Source organism: Streptomyces bauhiniae (genome assembly GCF_004784475.1).
GTDB lineage: Bacteria > Actinomycetota > Actinomycetes > Streptomycetales > Streptomycetaceae > Streptomyces > Streptomyces seoulensis.
Map to the genome: position 1 here is coordinate 367,631 of NZ_SRRT01000008.1, position 17,321 is coordinate 384,951.

15 protein-coding genes are annotated in these 17,321 nt (G+C 70.9%); 5 read left to right on the forward strand and 10 right to left on the reverse strand.

Going from position 1 to position 17,321, the window contains the following annotated elements; all coding sequences use genetic code 11:
• Nucleotides 1-80: 80 nt before the first annotated feature.
• Entirely contained in the window at nt 81-851 is a 771-nt protein-coding gene (locus tag E5083_RS26855) for a DUF72 domain-containing protein (protein WP_135788246.1), read from the forward strand.
• Between the two features lie 7 nt (nt 852-858).
• Here the strand turns inward: E5083_RS26855 and E5083_RS26860 are convergent, their stop codons facing one another.
• A complete protein-coding gene (locus E5083_RS26860; RefSeq protein ID WP_135788247.1) occupies nt 859-1,224 on the reverse strand; it encodes a GntR family transcriptional regulator in 366 nt (121 codons plus the stop codon).
• Nucleotides 1,225-1,295: 71 nt separating this feature from the next.
• Between E5083_RS26860 and E5083_RS26865 the strand changes: the two genes are divergently transcribed.
• Both E5083_RS26865 and E5083_RS26870 read left to right on the forward strand, forming a co-directional pair.
• Entirely contained in the window at nt 1,296-2,225 is a 930-nt protein-coding gene (locus tag E5083_RS26865) for a GNAT family N-acetyltransferase (protein ID WP_167513643.1), read from the forward strand.
• Nucleotides 2,206-2,703, forward strand: coding sequence for a ribonuclease FAU-1 family protein (locus E5083_RS26870; RefSeq protein ID WP_135788248.1), 498 nt, complete (start codon nt 2,206-2,208; stop codon nt 2,701-2,703). Before E5083_RS26865 ends, E5083_RS26870 begins: the two co-directional genes overlap by 20 nt.
• Before the next feature lie 3 nt (nt 2,704-2,706).
• Here E5083_RS26870 and E5083_RS26875 read toward each other — a convergent pair whose 3' ends face one another.
• Both E5083_RS26875 and E5083_RS26880 read right to left on the reverse strand, forming a co-directional pair.
• On the reverse strand, nt 2,707-3,321 hold the full coding sequence (locus E5083_RS26875) for a class I SAM-dependent methyltransferase (RefSeq protein WP_135788249.1): 615 nt from the start codon (nt 3,319-3,321) through the stop codon (nt 2,707-2,709).
• Nucleotides 3,322-3,360: 39 nt separating this feature from the next.
• Nucleotides 3,361-3,822, reverse strand: a complete 462-nt coding sequence (locus E5083_RS26880) for a GNAT family N-acetyltransferase (RefSeq protein WP_135788250.1) — start codon at nt 3,820-3,822, stop codon at nt 3,361-3,363.
• Between the two features lie 170 nt (nt 3,823-3,992).
• Here E5083_RS26880 and E5083_RS26885 point away from each other — a divergent pair, with 170 nt between their 5' ends.
• Nucleotides 3,993-5,027 carry a lytic polysaccharide monooxygenase auxiliary activity family 9 protein gene (locus E5083_RS26885; RefSeq protein WP_135788251.1) on the forward strand — a complete coding sequence of 345 codons (1,035 nt, stop codon included), beginning with the start codon at nt 3,993-3,995 and terminating at the stop codon, nt 5,025-5,027.
• Between the two features lie 61 nt (nt 5,028-5,088).
• Here E5083_RS26885 and E5083_RS26890 read toward each other — a convergent pair whose 3' ends face one another.
• From E5083_RS26890 to E5083_RS26910, 5 genes are all read right to left on the reverse strand, one after another.
• A complete protein-coding gene (locus E5083_RS26890) occupies nt 5,089-5,943 on the reverse strand; it encodes an esterase/lipase family protein (RefSeq protein WP_135788252.1) in 855 nt (284 codons plus the stop codon).
• Between the two features lie 156 nt (nt 5,944-6,099).
• Nucleotides 6,100-7,080 (reverse strand): DNA polymerase Y family protein, encoded by a 981-nt coding sequence (locus E5083_RS26895; RefSeq protein WP_135788253.1) that lies wholly within the window; start codon nt 7,078-7,080, stop codon nt 6,100-6,102.
• On the reverse strand, nt 7,077-10,523 hold the full coding sequence (locus E5083_RS26900; RefSeq protein WP_135788317.1) for a DNA polymerase III subunit alpha: 3,447 nt from the start codon (nt 10,521-10,523) through the stop codon (nt 7,077-7,079). Before E5083_RS26900 ends, E5083_RS26895 begins: the two co-directional genes overlap by 4 nt.
• Nucleotides 10,524-10,881: 358 nt before the next feature.
• Nucleotides 10,882-11,973, reverse strand: a complete 1,092-nt coding sequence (locus E5083_RS26905) for a S1 family peptidase (RefSeq protein WP_135788254.1) — start codon at nt 11,971-11,973, stop codon at nt 10,882-10,884.
• Nucleotides 11,974-12,410: 437 nt separating this feature from the next.
• Nucleotides 12,411-13,304: a S1 family peptidase gene (locus E5083_RS26910; RefSeq protein ID WP_135788255.1), complete on the reverse strand. Its 894-nt coding sequence runs from the start codon at nt 13,302-13,304 to the stop codon at nt 12,411-12,413.
• Nucleotides 13,305-13,802: 498 nt separating this feature from the next.
• On the opposite strand from E5083_RS26910, the gene E5083_RS26915 reads away from it, so the two are divergent.
• Complete coding sequence (locus E5083_RS26915; protein WP_030812436.1) at nt 13,803-14,240, forward strand: cell division protein SepF; 438 nt, start codon at nt 13,803-13,805, stop codon at nt 14,238-14,240.
• Between the two features lie 36 nt (nt 14,241-14,276).
• On the opposite strand, the gene E5083_RS26920 is transcribed toward E5083_RS26915, so the two are convergent.
• Together E5083_RS26920 and E5083_RS26925 are read right to left on the reverse strand one after the other, a co-directional pair.
• Complete coding sequence (locus E5083_RS26920) at nt 14,277-15,467, reverse strand: acyl-CoA dehydrogenase family protein (protein ID WP_135788256.1); 1,191 nt, start codon at nt 15,465-15,467, stop codon at nt 14,277-14,279.
• A gap of 127 nt (nt 15,468-15,594) precedes the next feature.
• A complete protein-coding gene (locus E5083_RS26925) occupies nt 15,595-17,238 on the reverse strand; it encodes an MFS transporter (protein ID WP_135788257.1) in 1,644 nt (547 codons plus the stop codon).
• Nucleotides 17,239-17,321: the final 83 nt, after the last annotated feature.

The window sequence follows — 17,321 nt, forward strand, 5'->3', positions numbered from 1 at the left end:
CCCGCATTCCGGGTTGGGCCGTTCCGGTGGGCGCGGTCGGTCCGCCCGCCCGGCCCGCGCGCGGATGTTTTCATGGACGTATGACCCTGTTCGTCGGTACGTCGGGGTGGCAGTACAAGAGCTGGCGGGGCGTGCTGTACCCGGCGGGCGTGCCGGTGCGCCGGTGGCTGGAGGAGTACGCGGAACACTTCGCCACGGTGGAGCTGAACAACGCGTTCTACCGGCTGCCGTCCCGCGAGAACTTCGAGGCGTGGCGGGACCGGCTGCCCGAGGGCTTCGTGGTGGCGGTGAAGGCGAGCCGCTATCTGACCCACATCAAGCGGCTGCGGGACCCCGAGGAGCCGGTGCACCGGCTGATGAGCCATGCCGAGGGGCTGGGCAAGGACCTGGGCCCGGTGCTGCTCCAGCTCCCGCCGACCCTGCGCGCGGACCCCCCGCTGCTGGACGCCTGCCTGGCCTGCTTCCCGGCGAAGACGCGGGTGGCGGTCGAACCGCGCCACGACTCCTGGTGGACGGCGCAGACCCGTGAGGTACTCGAAGCGCGGAAGGCCGCTCTGTGCTGGGCGGACGAGCTGGGCCGCCCGGCCGGCCCGCTGTGGCGCACCGCCGACTGGGGCTACGTCCGCTTCCACCGCGGCCGCGCCAAGCCCTGGCCCCGCTACGGCACCCAGGCCCTCCACACCTGGGTCGACCGCATCGCCACCACCTGGCCGGAGGGCCAGGACGTCTACGCCTACTTCAACAACGACCCCAGGGGCGCGGCGGTGAAGGACGCGGCGGAGTTCGGCAAGCTGGCCCGCCAGGCGGGGCTGGAGGTGACGCGGACCCCGGAGCCGTGGGCGCGGCGGTGAGCGCCGGTCAGTCGGTGCCGTAGGCGGCGCGCAGGGCGTCGCGGACCGTGGCCATGGCGGTGTCGTGGTCCAGGCCGAGGCGGCGGGCGCGTTCCGCGTACGTTTGGGCGGCGGTGCTGGCCTCGCGGGTGGCGGCGGGGGCAGCGATGTAGGTGCCGTTGCGGCCGCGGGTCTCGATCACGCCGTCCGCCTCCAGCGCCCGGTACGCCTTGGCGACGGTGTTCACGGCGAGGCCGAGGGACTCCGCGAGGCCGCGCACGGTGGGCAGCCGGTACCCGGCCGGGAGCGCGCCCGCCCGCGCCTGCTCGGAGATCTGCGCCCGGACCTGCTCGTACGGCGGCGCGCTGTCATCAATGTGGATCTTCAGGCTCACAGGGCCGATTCTCCCGCACCAGCCGGAAAATGAGAGGCACTCCGGCGGCCCCGCCCGTACGGTGCCTGCTCATGACCGTACTCGTGCGCGATCTGCGCCCCGACGTGCCGGCCGACACCGAGGGCTTCGCCCGCGTCCGACGGCTGGCCCTGCCCTACATCCTGTTCACCCCCGAGTCGGTACGCCATGTCCTCACCCGGAGCCACCCGGCCGCGCGGTTCCGCTCGCTGGTCGCGGAGGAGGACGGCGAGGTGATCGGCACGGCGCAGGTGGCGCTGGCGCACGAGAGCACGGAGCCGGGGCAGGCGTACCTCAACGTCCATGTCCACCCGGAGCACACCGGCCGGGGTGCGGGGCATCTGCTGGTGGCCACCGCCGAGGAGTACCTCGCCTCGCTGGGCGCCACCCGGCTGTACTCCTGGGTGCTGGACGAGCCCGCCAGCGTGCGCTTCGCCGAACGGCACGGTTACCGCGCCGGCCGTCCCGCCCGCTTCCTCCGCCTCGACCTGGCGCACGGCACCCTCCCGCCGCTGCCGGAGACCCCGGCCGGGGTGGAACTGCGCACGGCCGCCGACTTCGCGGCCGACCCGCGCCCGCTGTTCGAGCTGGACGCCGAGACCGTGGCCGACGAGCCCGGCGAGGTCACGCTCGCCTACGCCGACTACGAGGCGTGGCTGGCGGAGACCTGGGAGCACCCGCTGCTGGACTTGGACCTGACCGTCGTGGCGGTGGTGGACGGCCGTCCCGTCGCCTTCACCGTGGCCTACTCCGACGGCACCACCCGCTATTTCACCGCCATGACCGGTACCTCGCGCGCCCACCGGGGCCGGGGCCTGGCCAAGCTTGCCAAGCTGCACTCGCTGCACCGGGCGCGCGCGGCCGGCCACACCGAGGCGTTCACCGGGAACGACGCGGGCAACGGCCCGATGATCGCCATCAACAAGTGGCTCGGCTACGAGTTCTGCGCCACGGAGGTGCGGTATGTCCGCGAACTCGGCTGACACATCGGGCGAGTTGGAGGTCGTCCTCGTCAAGGCGGGTCGTACGAAGATCCGTTACCCGGCAACCCTGCTCGCGGACGACGGCACCCGTGTCTCGGTGCGCGCCCCCTGGGCGGGCGAGGGTGTACGGGACTTCGGGTTCGTGCGCTTCGAGCCGGGCGACCTCTTCACCGAGCACTACTGGCGGGACCGCTGGTACGCGGTGAAGGAGGTCCGCGCGCAGGACGGCACCCTGAAGGGCTGGTACTGCGACATCACCCGGCCCGCCGTCCGGTCCGGCGCCGAGCTGGTCGTGGAGGACCTCGACCTGGACCTCTGGGTCTCCGGCGACGGCAAGGACGTACTCCAACTGGACGAGGACGAGTTCGCCGCGAGCGGGCTGGCGGAGCGGGACCCGGAGGCTGCGGCCGCCGCCCGGTCCGCGCTGGACGAACTGGCGGCGCTGGCCCGCGCGGAGGGGCTCACGGGTCTGGTCTGAGCCTCAGATCTCGGCCAGCACCGCGTACCGCTCGTCGGTGACGGTCTTGCCCCACAGCAGCGGGTCGTCGGACAGCGGCTCCACCCGTATCCGCCCGGCGAGCGGCGCCAGCAGGCCGGTGACCTCGTCGACGGGCATCCCGACCGGGGAGAGGCTCCCCCAGACGCCCTCGACCAGCACGAACCGGCCGCCGGGGCGCAGCAGGGTGCGCCAGTGGCGCAGCACCTCGGCGGGGCGGGGCAGCGTCCACAGCACGTGCCGGACGAGGATCACGTCGTAGCCCTCCTCCACCACCGGCGGTATCGCGGCGTCCCCGCACAGGACCCGCGCGTCTTGCCCGGCGAGCTTGGCGCGGGCCCGCTCGACCATGGCCGGGGAGGCGTCGACCCCGGTCACCCGGTGCCCCTGCTCGGCGGCGAGCAGCGCGAGGCTTCCGGTGCCGCAGCCGAGGTCGAGGACGTCCGAGGGCTGATCGGGCAGCCAGCCCCGCAGCCGCCCGGCCCATGCGGCCCGTGTCTCGGGCGCGCGCAGGCCGTGGTCCGGTTCGTCGTCGAAGCCGGGGGCCTGGGCGTCCCAGTCCACGTCCGTCCCGGCGGTCCACTCGCTCGCGTCACTCATACGGCAAGCGTGCCATCCACCACTGACAATCAGGTTCCGTCAGCGGTCCACCGGCTTGCGGTAGTGGAGCCGGTCGTACGGCCCGTCGACCCGGCGTTCCACCAACTCGTAGCCGTACCGGGGGTAGATCTCCTGGTTCTCCCACATCAGCGCGTTGGTGTAGAGCCGGATCTCGGGGAGGCCAAGGGTACGGGCGTGGGTTTCCACGAAGCGCAGCAGCCGGCGCCCGACGCCCCGGCCGTGGGCGTCGGGGTGGACGGCGATGCTGTCGAGGAAGAGGTGGTCGGGGCGGGCGCGGACGGCCACGAGCCCGGTGACGGGCTCCCCTATGACGAAGACACACCCCTCTTCGACGTCCGCCATGTGGTCCGCCTCCATGGGCTGGGGCACCACACCGATGCGCGCGATGTAGGGGCGGTAGGCGGCGTCGGTGACCGCGCGCACGGCGGGCACGTCGGCGGCCGTGGCGGCGCGGACCGGGGCTTCGGGGTGATCGTCCATGCCGGGCACGGTAGCGACCTGAGCCCAGTCTGAGCACGGCCTTAAGCGGACCATAAAGATCGCCTCAAGGGGGCCGGAGCGGGTCAATCCGCCGCCGTACGGGGCTAGTTTCTGACCGTCCCCCCACGGGACCACCCCCCTCTTCCGGCACACCCTTCCGAGGAGTTCCGATGCCCTTCGCCACGCCCTCGACCCCGCGCGGGCGGCGCCTGCCCCGGCTGCGGGCCGCCGCCACCGCGGCCGCGCTCGGCCTGGCGCCGCTGACCCTGACCGTGCTGGCCGCCGCTCCCGCGTCCGCCCACGGTTCGATGGGCACCCCGGTCAGCCGGGTCGCGCAGTGCTTCGCGGAGGGCCCGGAGTCCCCCAAGTCGGCTGCCTGCCAGGCGGCCGTGGCGGCGGGCGGTACCCAGGCGCTGTACGACTGGAACGGCATCCGGATCGGCGACGCGGGCGGCCGCCACCAGGAGCTGATCCCCGACGGCAAGCTGTGCAGCGCGGGGAACGACGAGTTCAAGGGCCTCGACCTGGCCCGCGCCGACTGGCCGGCGACCGGCGTGCACAGCGGCGCGTACACCTTCAAGTACCGGGTGACCGCGCCCCACAAGGGCACCTTCGAGGTCTACGCAACCAAGCCCGGCTACGACCCGGCGAAGCCCCTGGCCTGGTCCGACCTGGATGTGGCCCACCCAGTGGCGAAGTCCACGGACCCGGTCGCCACGGACGGCTTCTACACCTTCTCCGGCACGCTCCCCGAGCGTACGGGCCGCCACCTGCTGTACGCGGTGTGGCAGCGCTCGGACAGCCCGGAGGCGTTCTACTCCTGCTCGGACGTCGACTTCGGCGGCACGACGGCGGCCGCCCCGGCCGGTACGGCCAAGGTGACCAAGTCCGCGAAGACGACCCCCGCGCCCACGCCCACGGTCTCCGCCCCCTCGGAGCGCCAGATCGCGGCCGGCGCCGACCGTTCCACGGTGGAGCACCACGGCCACGGCGACGACGACCCGAGCACCTCGGCGCAGCCGGTGAGCCCCACCCCCAACGCCCCTCAGCCGGAGGGCACTTCGGTCCCCCTGGCCGAGACCGGCACCCCCACCGGCACCTCGTACGCGGCCGTCGGCGGCGCCGCCGCCCTGGCCCTGGGTTCGGCCGCACTGTTCCTCTCGGTGCGCCAGCGCGCGACGGGCCGCAACCGCACCGCGCGCTGAACACCCCTTGAATCGCGGGGCCCTGCCGGGCGGCTCAGGCCGGGCAGGGCCCCGAGTCACGTCAACTGAAGGCGGACGCGCAGCTCGTGGCCGTGGCGTGGGACGGGTCGAGGGCGTTGGCGACCTCGTGGTAGGCGATGCGGTCGAAGATGCCGATCGCGACGTGTTCGGAGAGGTCGAGCGGGCAGAGGTCCTGGAGGAGGACGTTGCGGACGTCGGAGCCGGTCAGGTACTGGGTGCGCCAGGGGGTGACGACCTCGTCGTACTTGGTGGCGATGACGGTGTAGTGCACACCGGGGACGGTGTCGCCGCCCGCGTTGAGCTTGGTCATGAAGGCCGAGTTGGTGATCTGGTCGGCGAGTGCCGGCGTGCTGGACTTGATGAGGTCCTCGGCGCCGGGGAAGTACGGCAGCAGGTTGGTGAGGCCGCTCAGGTCGGTGCCGTGGTTGCTGGGGGCGATCCCGACGAGCGCGTTCACCTTGGCGGACCCGCCGAGGAACTTCAGGTAGTACCGGGGCATCATGCCGCCCTGGGAGTGGCCGACGAGGTCGGCCTTGGTGGCGCCGGTGGCGGTGAGCACCTTGTCGACGAAGGCGGAGAGCTGCTCGGCCGACTTGTCGATCGGGCCGAGGCCGTAGAAGACGGGGACGCCGGGGAGTTGCCCGTAGTCGAGGGAGAAGACGCAGTAGCCGCGCTCCTTGAGGTACGGAGCGAGCGACACCCAGTTGGTGACGGAGTTGCCGAGGGTGCCGTGGACGAGGACGACGGGCCGCGGGTGGGCGGCCGAGGGCTTGCAGGAGTAGTCGTTCCAGCCACTGCTGGGAGCGGCGTGGGCGGTGGCGGCGGGAACGGTGGCGAGCGCGGCGGCCAGGACCAGCGCGGCGAGCGGTCTGAGCGCTCGCTTCCAGGGCAGCATCGTGTGATCTCCTTGCGGCTCAAGGGAGAAGGTGCACGGCCTAACCCTGTGATCCGGATCACGGGATGCTGTTCACTGGTCAAGTTACGGACGAGTAGTGCAACTGTGAAGTTACGCGTCGGTAAAAAGTTCCCTCCCTCGCGCCCCTTGTGCTACTCAGGCCGCGAGCGTCCCGGGCATCACCGCGCGGGGTCCGAACTTGGCCCGCGCCAGGTCGGCGACCTCCTCGATCCGGCGGACCTTCTCGTCCACGGGGTCGAAGGTGAGCTGGTGCGCGGCCTCCCCGGCCGGGGCCAGCCCCTCGGCGCGCAGGGCGAGCGCCCGCACCCGCGCCCGCTGCAGCCCGAGCGCCTCGTACATGCCGTACGCGGCCTTCGTGAGGTCGGCCGAGTGCGCGGTCGGCTCGGCGAGGGTGCGCCCGCGGACCGTGGTGGAGCGGTCGGCGTAGCGCACGGTGAGCGTCAGGGAGCGGCAGACGTGCTCCATCCCCCGCAGCCGCGCCCCCAGTTCCTCGGCGTCGGCCAGCAGCGCCCGCCGGTGCCGGGCGGGGTCCAGCTCGTCCACGCCGAAGGACCGCTCGGCGGCCACCGACCGGGAGACGGCGTTCGGTACGACCCGCCCCCGGTCCACCCCGTTGGCCCGCTCCCGCAGCTCACGGGCGGTCCGGGCGCCGACGAGCCGCTGGAGCGTGGCGGGCGGCGCGACGGCGACCCGCCCGAGGGTGTCGAGCCCGTACTCGCACAGGGTGCGGGCGGTGGCCGTCCCCACACCGGGCAGCGCGACCACGGGCAGCCCGGCGAGGAACTCCGCCCCGGCACCGGGCTCGTCGGGCACGGCGCGCACCATCCCCGGCCGGGCCTCCCGCAGCGCCATCCGGGCCAGCATCGGGCCGGGCCCGGCGCCCACCACGCAGTCGACCCCGTACCGGGCGAGCGCCCGCACCCGGATCAGCGCGGCCAACTCCACCGGCCCCCGCCCGAAGTACCGCTCGGCCCCGCGCAGATCGGCCAGCGCCCCGTCGGGCGGCAGCCCCTCCACGACGGGCGTGAACTCCTCCAGCAGCCCGAGCAGTTCGGACAGCTCCAGCTCACCGTCACCCTCGCCGGCGCGGCGAAAGCGCACACAGAGAATGGTCATCCCGCACTCCCCGGACTCTGATGCCACAACTTCCGCATGGCGGACGGCGCTTGCTCGGACACCTCCTGGCCGGCCGGGCGCAGGTCGGCCCAGGGATGCATCTGGAAGCCGGTGGACATCCGAATCCGCCGCCCCACCCCGTCCTCAGCGGCCTTCGCCTCCGGCGCGGGCTCGGCCAGCCGGGCCGCCACCTTCTCCAGACCGCCCTCGGCCCGCAGCTCGGCGAGTTCGGCGAGGTTCCAGACGGCCGACCCGACCACGCTCAGACTGCGCGGCCCGCGCCGCTGCACCACCCCGCGCACCAGCAGCAGCCAGGAGTGGAAGACGGTGTGCGCGCAGGCGTCGTGCGAGTCGTCGAAGAAGGCGAGGTCGACCAGCCCGGTGCCGTCGTCCAGCGTGCTGAAGATGACCCGCCGGCCGGACCGGATCGGCGGTGTCTGGGTGGCCGCCTTGGCCCCGGCGACCAGCACGGTCTCCCCGTGCCGGGCCTCGCGCAGCCGCCGCGCCGACACCACGCCCAGCTCCTCCAGGAAGCCCCGGTGGTCGTCCATCAGGTGATGGGAGACGTCCATGGACAGCACACCCAGCTCGGCGCTGAGCCGCTCGGCCTCCGACAGATCGGGCAGCCCGGCGGAAGCGGTCCGCCGCCCCCCGCCCAGCGGAAGCTGATCCCCGCGCCCGCCACGGGACCCCCGGTGCAGCTCGGCCAGGTGCAACTGAAGATCACGCCGGTTGGCCCCGAACGCGTCCAGGGCTCCCACCTGGGCCAACCGCTGCGCGAGCGGCCGCCCCGGCCGCCCCCGCTCCCAGAAGTCCAGCAGGGACGCGTACGGCTGCCCCTCGGCGATCCGCGCGGCCTCCGCCTCACTGATCCCATGCACATCGGCCAGGGCGAGCCGCACCCCCCACACCCCAGAACCAGACACCAGTTCGATTCGATGAGCGACCCCGGACACATTCACGTCCAACGGCAGAACCGGCACCCCGAGCCGCCGAGCATCCGCCAACAGCAACCGCTTGGGATACATCCCCGGATCATGCGTGAGCAGCCCGGCATAAAAAGCGGCAGGATAATGCGCCTTGAGCCAAGCGGACTGATAGGTAGGCACAGCAAAAGCGACAGCATGCGCCTTGCAGAACCCATAGGACCCGAAAGCCTCGACAATCTCCCAGGTCCGCCGAATGGTCTCCGCGTCGTACCCCTTCTCCTCGGCCCGCTGGGCGAACCACACCCGCACCCGCCCCTGAGCCTCGGAATCGGAGAGCAACCGCCGCACCGCATCGGCCTCTCCCCGCCCACACCCGGTCATGACGGCAAGAATGTCGATGACCTGCTCATGAAACACCACCACCCCATACGTGTCCCGCAACGCCGGCTCAAGATCCGGATGCGGATACCGCACAGGCGCCCGCCCATGCCGAGCCTCGATAAAAGGCCGCACCATATCGGCGGCAACAGGACCGGGCCGGAACAAAGAAATATCAACAACCAGATCCCCAAAACAATCAGGCTGAAGCCGCCCCACCAGATCCCGCTGCCCAGGCGACTCAATCTGAAAACACCCAAGCGTCTCGGTGGACCGAATAAGCCGATAGGTATCACCATCCCCCTCCGGCAGAGCATCCAGATCGACCCGCTCCCCGGAAGCCCGCTCCACCTCGGCAACGGCATGCGCCATGGCCGACTGCATCCGCACCCCGAGCACATCCAGCTTCAGCAGCCCGAGATCCTCCACGTCCTCCTTGTCGAACTGCGACATGGGCAGCCCCTCTCCACTGGTCGGCACCACCGGAGTACGCCGGAGCAGAGAGGAGTCGGACAGCAGAACCCCACAAGGATGCATGGCAACCCCACGCGGCAACGCGTCCAGCGCCTCCACCAGCTCCCACAGCACCCCGTACCGCTCCTGCTCCCCCGCGAGCCCCTTCAACTCCGGCAACTCGGCGAGCGCGACGCGGGCGTCCCGAGCCCGCACATGCGGAAAAGCCTTGGCGACCCGGTCGATCTCGGCAGGGTCCATCGAAAGAGCGGCCCCCACATCCCGAATGGCATGCCGCACCCGATAGGTCTCCGGCATGGCGACGGTAGCCACCCGCTCCCCACCGAACCGCCCGATAATGGCCCGATAAACCTCGATCCGCCGAGCGGACTCCACATCCACATCGATATCAGGAAGCGCAATCCGCTCCCGCGACAAGAACCGCTCCATGAGCAACCCGTGCGCCACCGGATCGGCATGAGCAATACCCAGCAGATGATTGACCAGAGACCCGGCCCCGGACCCACGGGCAGCGACCCGAATCCCCATCCCTCGCACATCGTCGACCACCTGGGCAACGGTCAGGAAATAAGACGCGTACCCGTGGTACCCGACAATCTCCAGCTCCTCATGCATCCGCTCCCAGTACTCCCGCCGCCCGGAATACCCAAGCCGCACCATCCCGGCAACGGCCCGAGAAGCAAGCGCCCGCTGAGCCCCCCGCCGCCCGGCCCCCACCAGCCGCCCCTCGGGAAACCGCACACTCCCGATCCCGAGATCATCCTCAGGATCAACCACACACTCCCCGGCAACGGCAAGCGTCTCGGCAACCAACCGCCCCGCCATCTCCCGCCGATACCCGGCAGCCTCCACCACCCGCTCGGCAACCCGGAACATCTCACCAGGCCCCTTCAACCAGGCTTCCCCGGAATCAAGCCCCTTCCGAGGATCAATAGGCACCAGCCGCCGAGCAGCATCCAACACATCAGCAACCCGCCCCTGCCCCGAATCGGCATACCGCACCGCATTACTGAGCACAGGCCGCACCCCCTGCTCCACAGCGAACCCAAGACTCCGAGCAGCCAGCCGCAAGGACCCCCTCCCCGTCCCCCCGACCCCATGCCACACAACCTCAACCCGCAGAGCGTCCCCAAAAACCTCCCGCCAGCCCCCCAGCAACCGCCCAGCCCGATCAGGCCGCCCAGCAGCAAGAGCCCGCCCCACATCAGAGTCAGGCCCCAACAGCACCACAACCCCTTCCCCCCGAAGCGCCTCCCAGGGCACCAAGGGCGTACCCCCACCCCCGGCGTGAGCAGCGGTAACCATCCGACAAAGCTCAGCCCACCCCAAAGCCCCGTCCCGAGCCAGAAAGGTCACCCGAGGAGCCGACTCATCAACAAAGGCACCCCCACGCACCGGAGCCCGAAGCCGCCCCCCACCACCCCCGGAAGCAACGGCAGCAACCCCCAGCTCAACCCCAAAAACGGGCCGCACCCCACTCCCCGCACAAGCCTTGGCAAACCGCACAGCCCCGGCAAGCGAGTCCCGATCAGTAAGGGCCAGCACATCCATCCCCCGCTCGGAGGCCCGCTGGGCAAGCCGCTCCGGATGCGAGGCCCCGTACCGCAGGGAGAACCCGGAGGCCACCCGCAAATGCGCGAACGCCACCCCAGCACCTCCCATCACTCACCAATCGAACACCCGTTCCATCCCCACCATACCCCCACTATCGAACGCACGTACGACGAGAGCAACGACCCCCCTCACCTGCGAAAACGGCGAGGAAGCCCCACGAGGACTCCACGGGCGGGATGGCCGAACACGGCGGCGAGGGGACGTGTCGGGGGGTGTCCGCCCGCAGCGGCCGGCGAAACACCAACCCGAACAACGAAAGAAACAAAAGTCGCCGGACCGAGGACGGACACCCCCCGGCGCGGCCCCGCCCCACAACGCGCGCCCCGAAGCGCCCACCGGCAGAGAGCCGCAAAGGGCCCCCGCCCTCCCGAAGGAGAACGGGGGCCCAACAGCCCGAAGCCAGGACTCAGCCGATCTGCGTCCCGGTGGCGGACAGCGCCTCGGTAACAGGCTGGAAGAACGTCTCCCCACCGGAGGAGCAGTCCCCACTACCCCCGGACGTCAGCCCGACCGCACTGCTCCCGGAGAACAGCGACCCACCACTGTCCCCAGGCTCAGCACACACATCGGTCTGAATCAGCCCACTGACAGTCCCCTCGGAGTAGTTCACAGTCGCGTTGAGCCCAGTCACGGTCCCGTCGTGAACCTGAGTCGTGGACCCGCTCCGAGTCACCTTCATCCCCACAGTGGCCTCAGCAGCCCCCGAGATCGCCTGAGCAGACCCGTTGTAGAGATTGACCTCACTAGGATGATCGACCCCGTCGACATACTTCACGAGCCCGTAGTCGTTCCCGGGGAAACTGGAGTCCGCGTTGGACCCGATGGCATTCCCAGCCGAGTCGGTCCAACTGGAGATCGCAGCCGTGCAGTGCCCCGCGGTGAGGAAGTACGGCGCCCCACCCTTGGTCACGTTGAACCCGAGCGAACACCGCCCACCCGACCCGTTGATGGCGTCACCCCCGGAGACGAAGGGCTTGAACTCCCCCTTCGACCGCTTGAGTTCAGCAGCACCGTCCAGTCCGGAGACAACCTTCCCCAGCTTGGCGTACTGAGCCGAGGACACGGTCTTGTCGGCGGTGACGACGACCTTGTTGGACACCGGGTCGGTAGCCCAGGAGGTACCCGGGATCGTCGCGTCCTTGGTGAGCGTGGACCGCGCCCCGTCGAGCACGGCGAGCGAGTGGGAGACGATTCTGGCCTTGGCGCCGGCCGCCTGGACGGTATCGGCGGCAGAGGCGTTGAGCACGTTGACGACGAGGCTCTTGGCCTGGGCGTCGTAGTAGCTGCCCGCGCTGTCGGAGCCGAGGTCGGCAAGCAGCGTGGAGGCGAGCTTTCCGGCCGCGGGAGCGGACAGAACACGCGCGCCGGCCGCGGAGTCCGCAGCCCCGGAAGGTTCGCTGGCGTTCGCAGTCTGGAAGGTGACACCCGCTCCGACCAGTGCGAGAACACCCGCTCCGGCGATCGCGGCCCGGCGTGCGGGTATGCGTCGATGCTTCAACTCACGTCCTCCTGTGGGGGGTCGGTACGGCAGGTTGTGGGGACCTGACGGACCGGAAGGCTGGTTGACGAGCGCCCACTCTTCCGAAGGTCACAGCGGGCACACAAGACCGACTTCAGGCCGCACTCTCGAACAACCTCCCCAGCTTGACCGAGAACAGTCACCCCAGGAAGTTCGCAGTGCAAACGCGAAATCCACAACCGGGCCCCTCACGCACCAACAGGATCGGGTGTCCTAAAACCGCCCCTCCCAAAGCGCCCGAAAACCGAAGCCCCACACCCCCTGCACAGACCCCCCACACAGACCACCACCCGCCCCCACACCCCCACCCACAACAAAAAGCGGGCCCCCGCACGCGAGTTACCGCGTGCGGGGGCCCGCCGAACCGACCCGTCAGTAAGGACGGCCCGTCAGGGAACCTCAGAGAACCCAGGGAACTACGGAAGCGTCACCCCGTAGTAGCTCAACGCCTCGGTGACAGGCTGGAAGAACGTCGTCCCCCCGGAGGAGCAGTTGCCGCTACCCCCGGACGTGAGCCCGTAAGCGACACTCCCCCCGTACAGCGGCCCACCACTGTCACCGCCCTCGGCGCACACAGTGGTCTGGATGAGCCCGGAAACCACGTCCCCACCGCCGTAGTTGACGGTGGCGTTCAGCGCGGTGACCCGCCCACTGTGGGTACCGGTGGTGGACCCGCGCCGCGTCACGGTGGTCCCGACCGCCGGAGTCGCGGCGCTGCTGATCGTCTGGCTCCCGACCGCACTCGGGTGCGCGACGGACGAGTTGGTGTACCGCACCAGCGCGAAGTCGTTGCCGGGGAAGCTGTACCCGACGTTGGTGCCGAGCACCGTGGTCTTCGCGGAGTTGCTGTACCAGGTGGAGGCGACCTCACCGCAGTGGCCGGCGGTCAGGAAGTAGTACGTGCTGCCGCTGCGGACGTTGAAGCCGAGCGAGCACCGGTAGGAGCCGCCGTAGATGGCGTCACCGCCGGTGATCAGCTTGTTGAACTTGCCGGCCGTCCGCTTGACGGTGATCTTGTCCGCGCCGGCCTGCTGCTTGATCTTGGCGATCTCGGCCTGGGACACCGTGCTGTCGACGGTGACGAGGACGCGGTTGGTCTTGCTGTCGACGGCCCAGGCGGTACCGGGGACGTCGGCCTGGCGGACGGAGTCGCTCGCCTTGGTGAGCTGGCTGGCGCTGAACGTGTGGACGTCGCTGGCGTTCGCGGTGGGGGCGGCGAACGCGGCAACGGCGAGAAGGCCGCTGACGGCCGCCGTGAGCTGAGTGCGTCTGGCGATACGGCCTCGGGGAGTGGTGCGCTTGATCCTCACGTGTCGTTCCCTCCTGGGGAATTCGGGGGCCCGCGTGGGGTCGGGGCCCGTGAGGCGCAGTCAGCGGCAGGTCGATCGGACGTGCATGCCCCTGACAAGCGCTGAGGGGGAGTATTCGGCCGAACGACCGGTCGGCACAAGGGTGCCTTTCGGCCGTACACGGCTCAACGATCAGACGCCCCGCACACCCTGACGTTCCCTCAAGTCACACAAGCCGACAATCGCCCCACAAGACCCACCTCGGGCGTCCCGGAGACCCCTTCCGTCACCCGGACACACCACACATCACCCATCCGCCGCGACAAATCATATTTCACTCACAGTCAGCAGCCGTATGAGTCGCAGCCCTTGGGGCACAAGGGCTCTCGACGGATCGATCGTGCACCAGTACCGTCACAAACCCCCCGCGCGGCGTCTATCCACTTGGCGCACCGTCCGCATCATGGATGACCATAGGGAAGCGAAGAACAGACAAGACCGCTGTGAGAGGAGGCGTCCATGGGATCGGTACGCAAGGCGAGTGCGTGGCTCGGCCTCGTCGACGACAACGATGACGAGCGTTACTACGACGACGACTACTCCGAGGGCACGGAGCCCGCTGACGCCTGGGTCACCGACCCGCGGGTGAAGGTGGCCGCGGACACGGCCGAGGACAAGGGCCGCCGGATCGGCACGGTCACCCCGGACAGCTTCCGGGACGCCCGCGCCATCGGCGAACTGTTCCGGGACGGGGTCCCGGTGATCATGAACCTCACGGCGATGGAGGGCGCCGACGCCAAGCGGGTGGTGGACTTCGCGGCCGGGCTCACCTTCGGTCTGCGGGGCACGATCGAGCGGGTGGCGACGCGGGTCTTCCTGCTGACGCCCGCCCACACCGAGATCATCAGTGGCGAACCGGCGGGCCGCCGGGAGGACGGCTTCTTCAACCAGAGCTGAGGCGGGGCCGTTCACCGGCCCCGCCCCTCAGGGGGCTCACCGGAAGGCGTCGAGCCCGGTGAGCGCCTTGCCCAGCACGAGCTGGTGCATCTCCACGGTGCCCTCGTAGGTGAGCACCGACTCCAGGTTCGTCGCGTGCCGCATCACGGGATATTCGAGGGAGATCCCGTTGGCTCCGAGGATCGTCCGCGCCGTGCGGCAGATCTCGATGGCCTCGCGGACGTTGTTCAGCTTGCCGAAACTGATCTGCTCGGGCCGCAGCTTCCCGGCGTCCATCCGCCGCCCCAGATGGTGGGCGAGCAGGATTCCCTTGTGCAGCTCGACCGCCATGTCGGCGAGCTTGGCCTGGGTGAGCTGGAACCCCCCGATGGGCCGCCCGAACTGCTCCCGCGTCCGCGCGTAGTCCAGGGCGGCCTCGAAGCTGGCGCGGGCGGCGCCCATCGACCCCCACACGATGCCGTACCGGGCGTGCGAGAGACAGCCGAGCGGTCCGCGCAGCCCGGTGACGCCGGGCAGCACCGCGTCGGCGGGCAGCCGTACGTCGTCCAGCACGAGTTCGCTGGTGACCGAGGCCCGCAGCGACCACTTGTGCTTGATCTCCGGCGCCGAGAAACCGGGCCGGTCGGTGGGGACCACGAAGCCTCGGATGCCGTCCTCGGTGCGCGCCCAGACCACCGCGACCCCGGCGACCGATCCGTTGGTGATCCACATCTTGCGCCCGCTGAGCACCCAGTCCTCGCCGTCCCGCTTGGCGAAGGTGCGCATGCCGGCCGGGTCGGAGCCGTGGTCGGGCTCGGTCAGCCCGAAGCAGCCGATGACCTCGCCGGAAGCCATGCGGGGCAGCCACTCGTTCTTCTGCTCCTCGCTGCCGTACGCGTGGATGGCGTACATGGCGAGCGAGCCCTGGACCGAGACCAGGGAGCGGATGCCGGAGTCGGCGGCCTCCAGCTCCAGGCAGGCCAGGCCGTACTGCACGGACGAGGCGCCCGCGCAGCCGTACCCGGTCAGGGACATGCCGAGGGCGCCGATCGAGCCGAGTTCGCGGGCCAGCTCCCGGATGCCGGGCAGCTCACCCTTCTCGTACCAGTCGGCCACGTACGGCAGTACGCGGTCGGCCGCCCAGGAGCGGACGGTGTCGCGGACGGCGAGGTCCTCGGGGTCGAGGAGGTCGTCGAGGCCGAGCGGGTCGGCGGGGTCGAACGCGGGCGGCTTCGGGGACGCGGACATGGGGAACACCCTCCGGCACTCTGCGGCTCTGGACCTGCGGCGCCAAAAACTAGCACCGCTAGTTAACGTATGCCCGGCCGACGTTACGGCCGAGCGCGCCGTACGTCCAGAGCGACCGGGCCGGAGGTCAGGCGGAGACGGTGGGTTTCCCGGCCGTCCGGGGCGCGGGCAGCTCGCTCTTGGCGAGCGGTACGGGGCTCTCCGCGGCCGGTTCCGGGACCCCGGCGCCCTCCGGGGCGCAGTTCATGACGCGGGGCAGCCGGAGCGCCATCAGCGCGCCGAGCAGCAGCAGACCGGCGCTGACCAGCAGCGTCACATGCAGTCCGTGCACGAAGGAGTCGCGGGCGGCGTGCCGCAGCGCGGCCCCGGCGGGCCCGCCGAGCCGGGCGGCGACCTCGTACGCCTCACCCAGGGAGCGGCCCGCGGCCGAGGAGGCGGAGGCGGGGACGCCGGGCACGGAGTCGAGGGCGGGCGCGTAGGCGGCGTTCATCACGCTGCCGAGCAGGGCGATGCCGATGCCGGCGCCGAGCTGGTAGGAGGTCTCGCCGATGGCGGCCGCGCCGCCGGCCCGGTCGGCCGGGGCCTCGCTGAGCATGGACTCGTAGGCCCCGAAAAGGGTCGTCTCCAGGCCGAAGCCGAGCAGCACGAAGCCGGTGAGGAGCAGCGGGGTGTTGTCGTGGCCGCCCATCGCGGTGAGGGTGACGACGGCGACGGCGGTGAGGACGAACCCGGCGCAGACCATCCGGCGCGGCCCGAGACCGCGCAGGACCCGGGCGCCGGCGAGGCCCGCCGCCATCGCGGCGACGGTCAGCGGCAGCAGCCGCAGCCCGGTCTGGAGCGGGGACAGGCCCAGCACGAGCTGGAGGTACTGCGCGGCGATCAGTTCCAGGCCGACCAGGGCCAGCATGGCGAGCACGATGCAGCCCACCGAGGTGCTGAACGCGGGCCGCCGGAACATGCTCAGGTCGACCAGGGGATGGGCGCGGCCGGCCTGGCGCCGGACGAAGAGGACGAGCAGGGCCACGCCCACCAGGAGCGGGACGAGGGTGAGCGGGCCGGTGACGTCCTCGCCGCCGCCGAGCCGCTTGACGCCGAGGACGACGCCGAAGAGGCCGCCCGCCGCCATCAGGGCGCCGGTGACGTCCCAGGGGCCGTCGCGCTCGCCCCGGGACTCGGGCAGCAGCATCCGGCCGATGGGCAGGCTCACCAGCATCAGCGGGATGTTGACCAGGAAGACCGAGCCCCACCAGAAGTGCTCCAGCAGGAACCCGCCGAGCAGCGGGCCGACGGCCGCGCCGACGGCGGCGACCGCGCTCCAGATGCCGATGGCGAGCGCCCGTTCGCGCCGGTCGGGGAAGACCTGGCGCAGGATGGACAGCGTGGCGGGCATGATCATGGCGCCGCCGACGCCGAGCAGCGCGCGGGCCATGATCAGCGTCTCGCCGTTGTGCGCGAGGGCGGCGACGGCCGAGGCCACGCCGAACAGGGCGTAGCCGAGCAGCAGGACGCGTCTGCGTCCGACCCGGTCGCCCAGGGTGCCGAAGAGGATCAGCAGCGAGGCGCAGACCAGGGGATAGATGTCGACGATCCAGAGCAGTTCGACCGCGCTGGGCCGGAGGTCCTCGGTGACGGCGGGGACCGCCACGTGCAGCACGGTGGCGTCGAGACCGACGAGCAGCAGGCTGACACAGAGGACGACGAGGACGACCCAGCGGTTGGCGCCGGTCGCCTCACGGGACGGCCGGACGGCGGCCGTGGTCGTCCCGGACATGTACGTACCTCCCAGAAGAGTCCTCGCGTGCGGCGGGTCGGCGGGGTGGGGGGATCTCCACGCCGTACGGCCGGAGAGGAGCG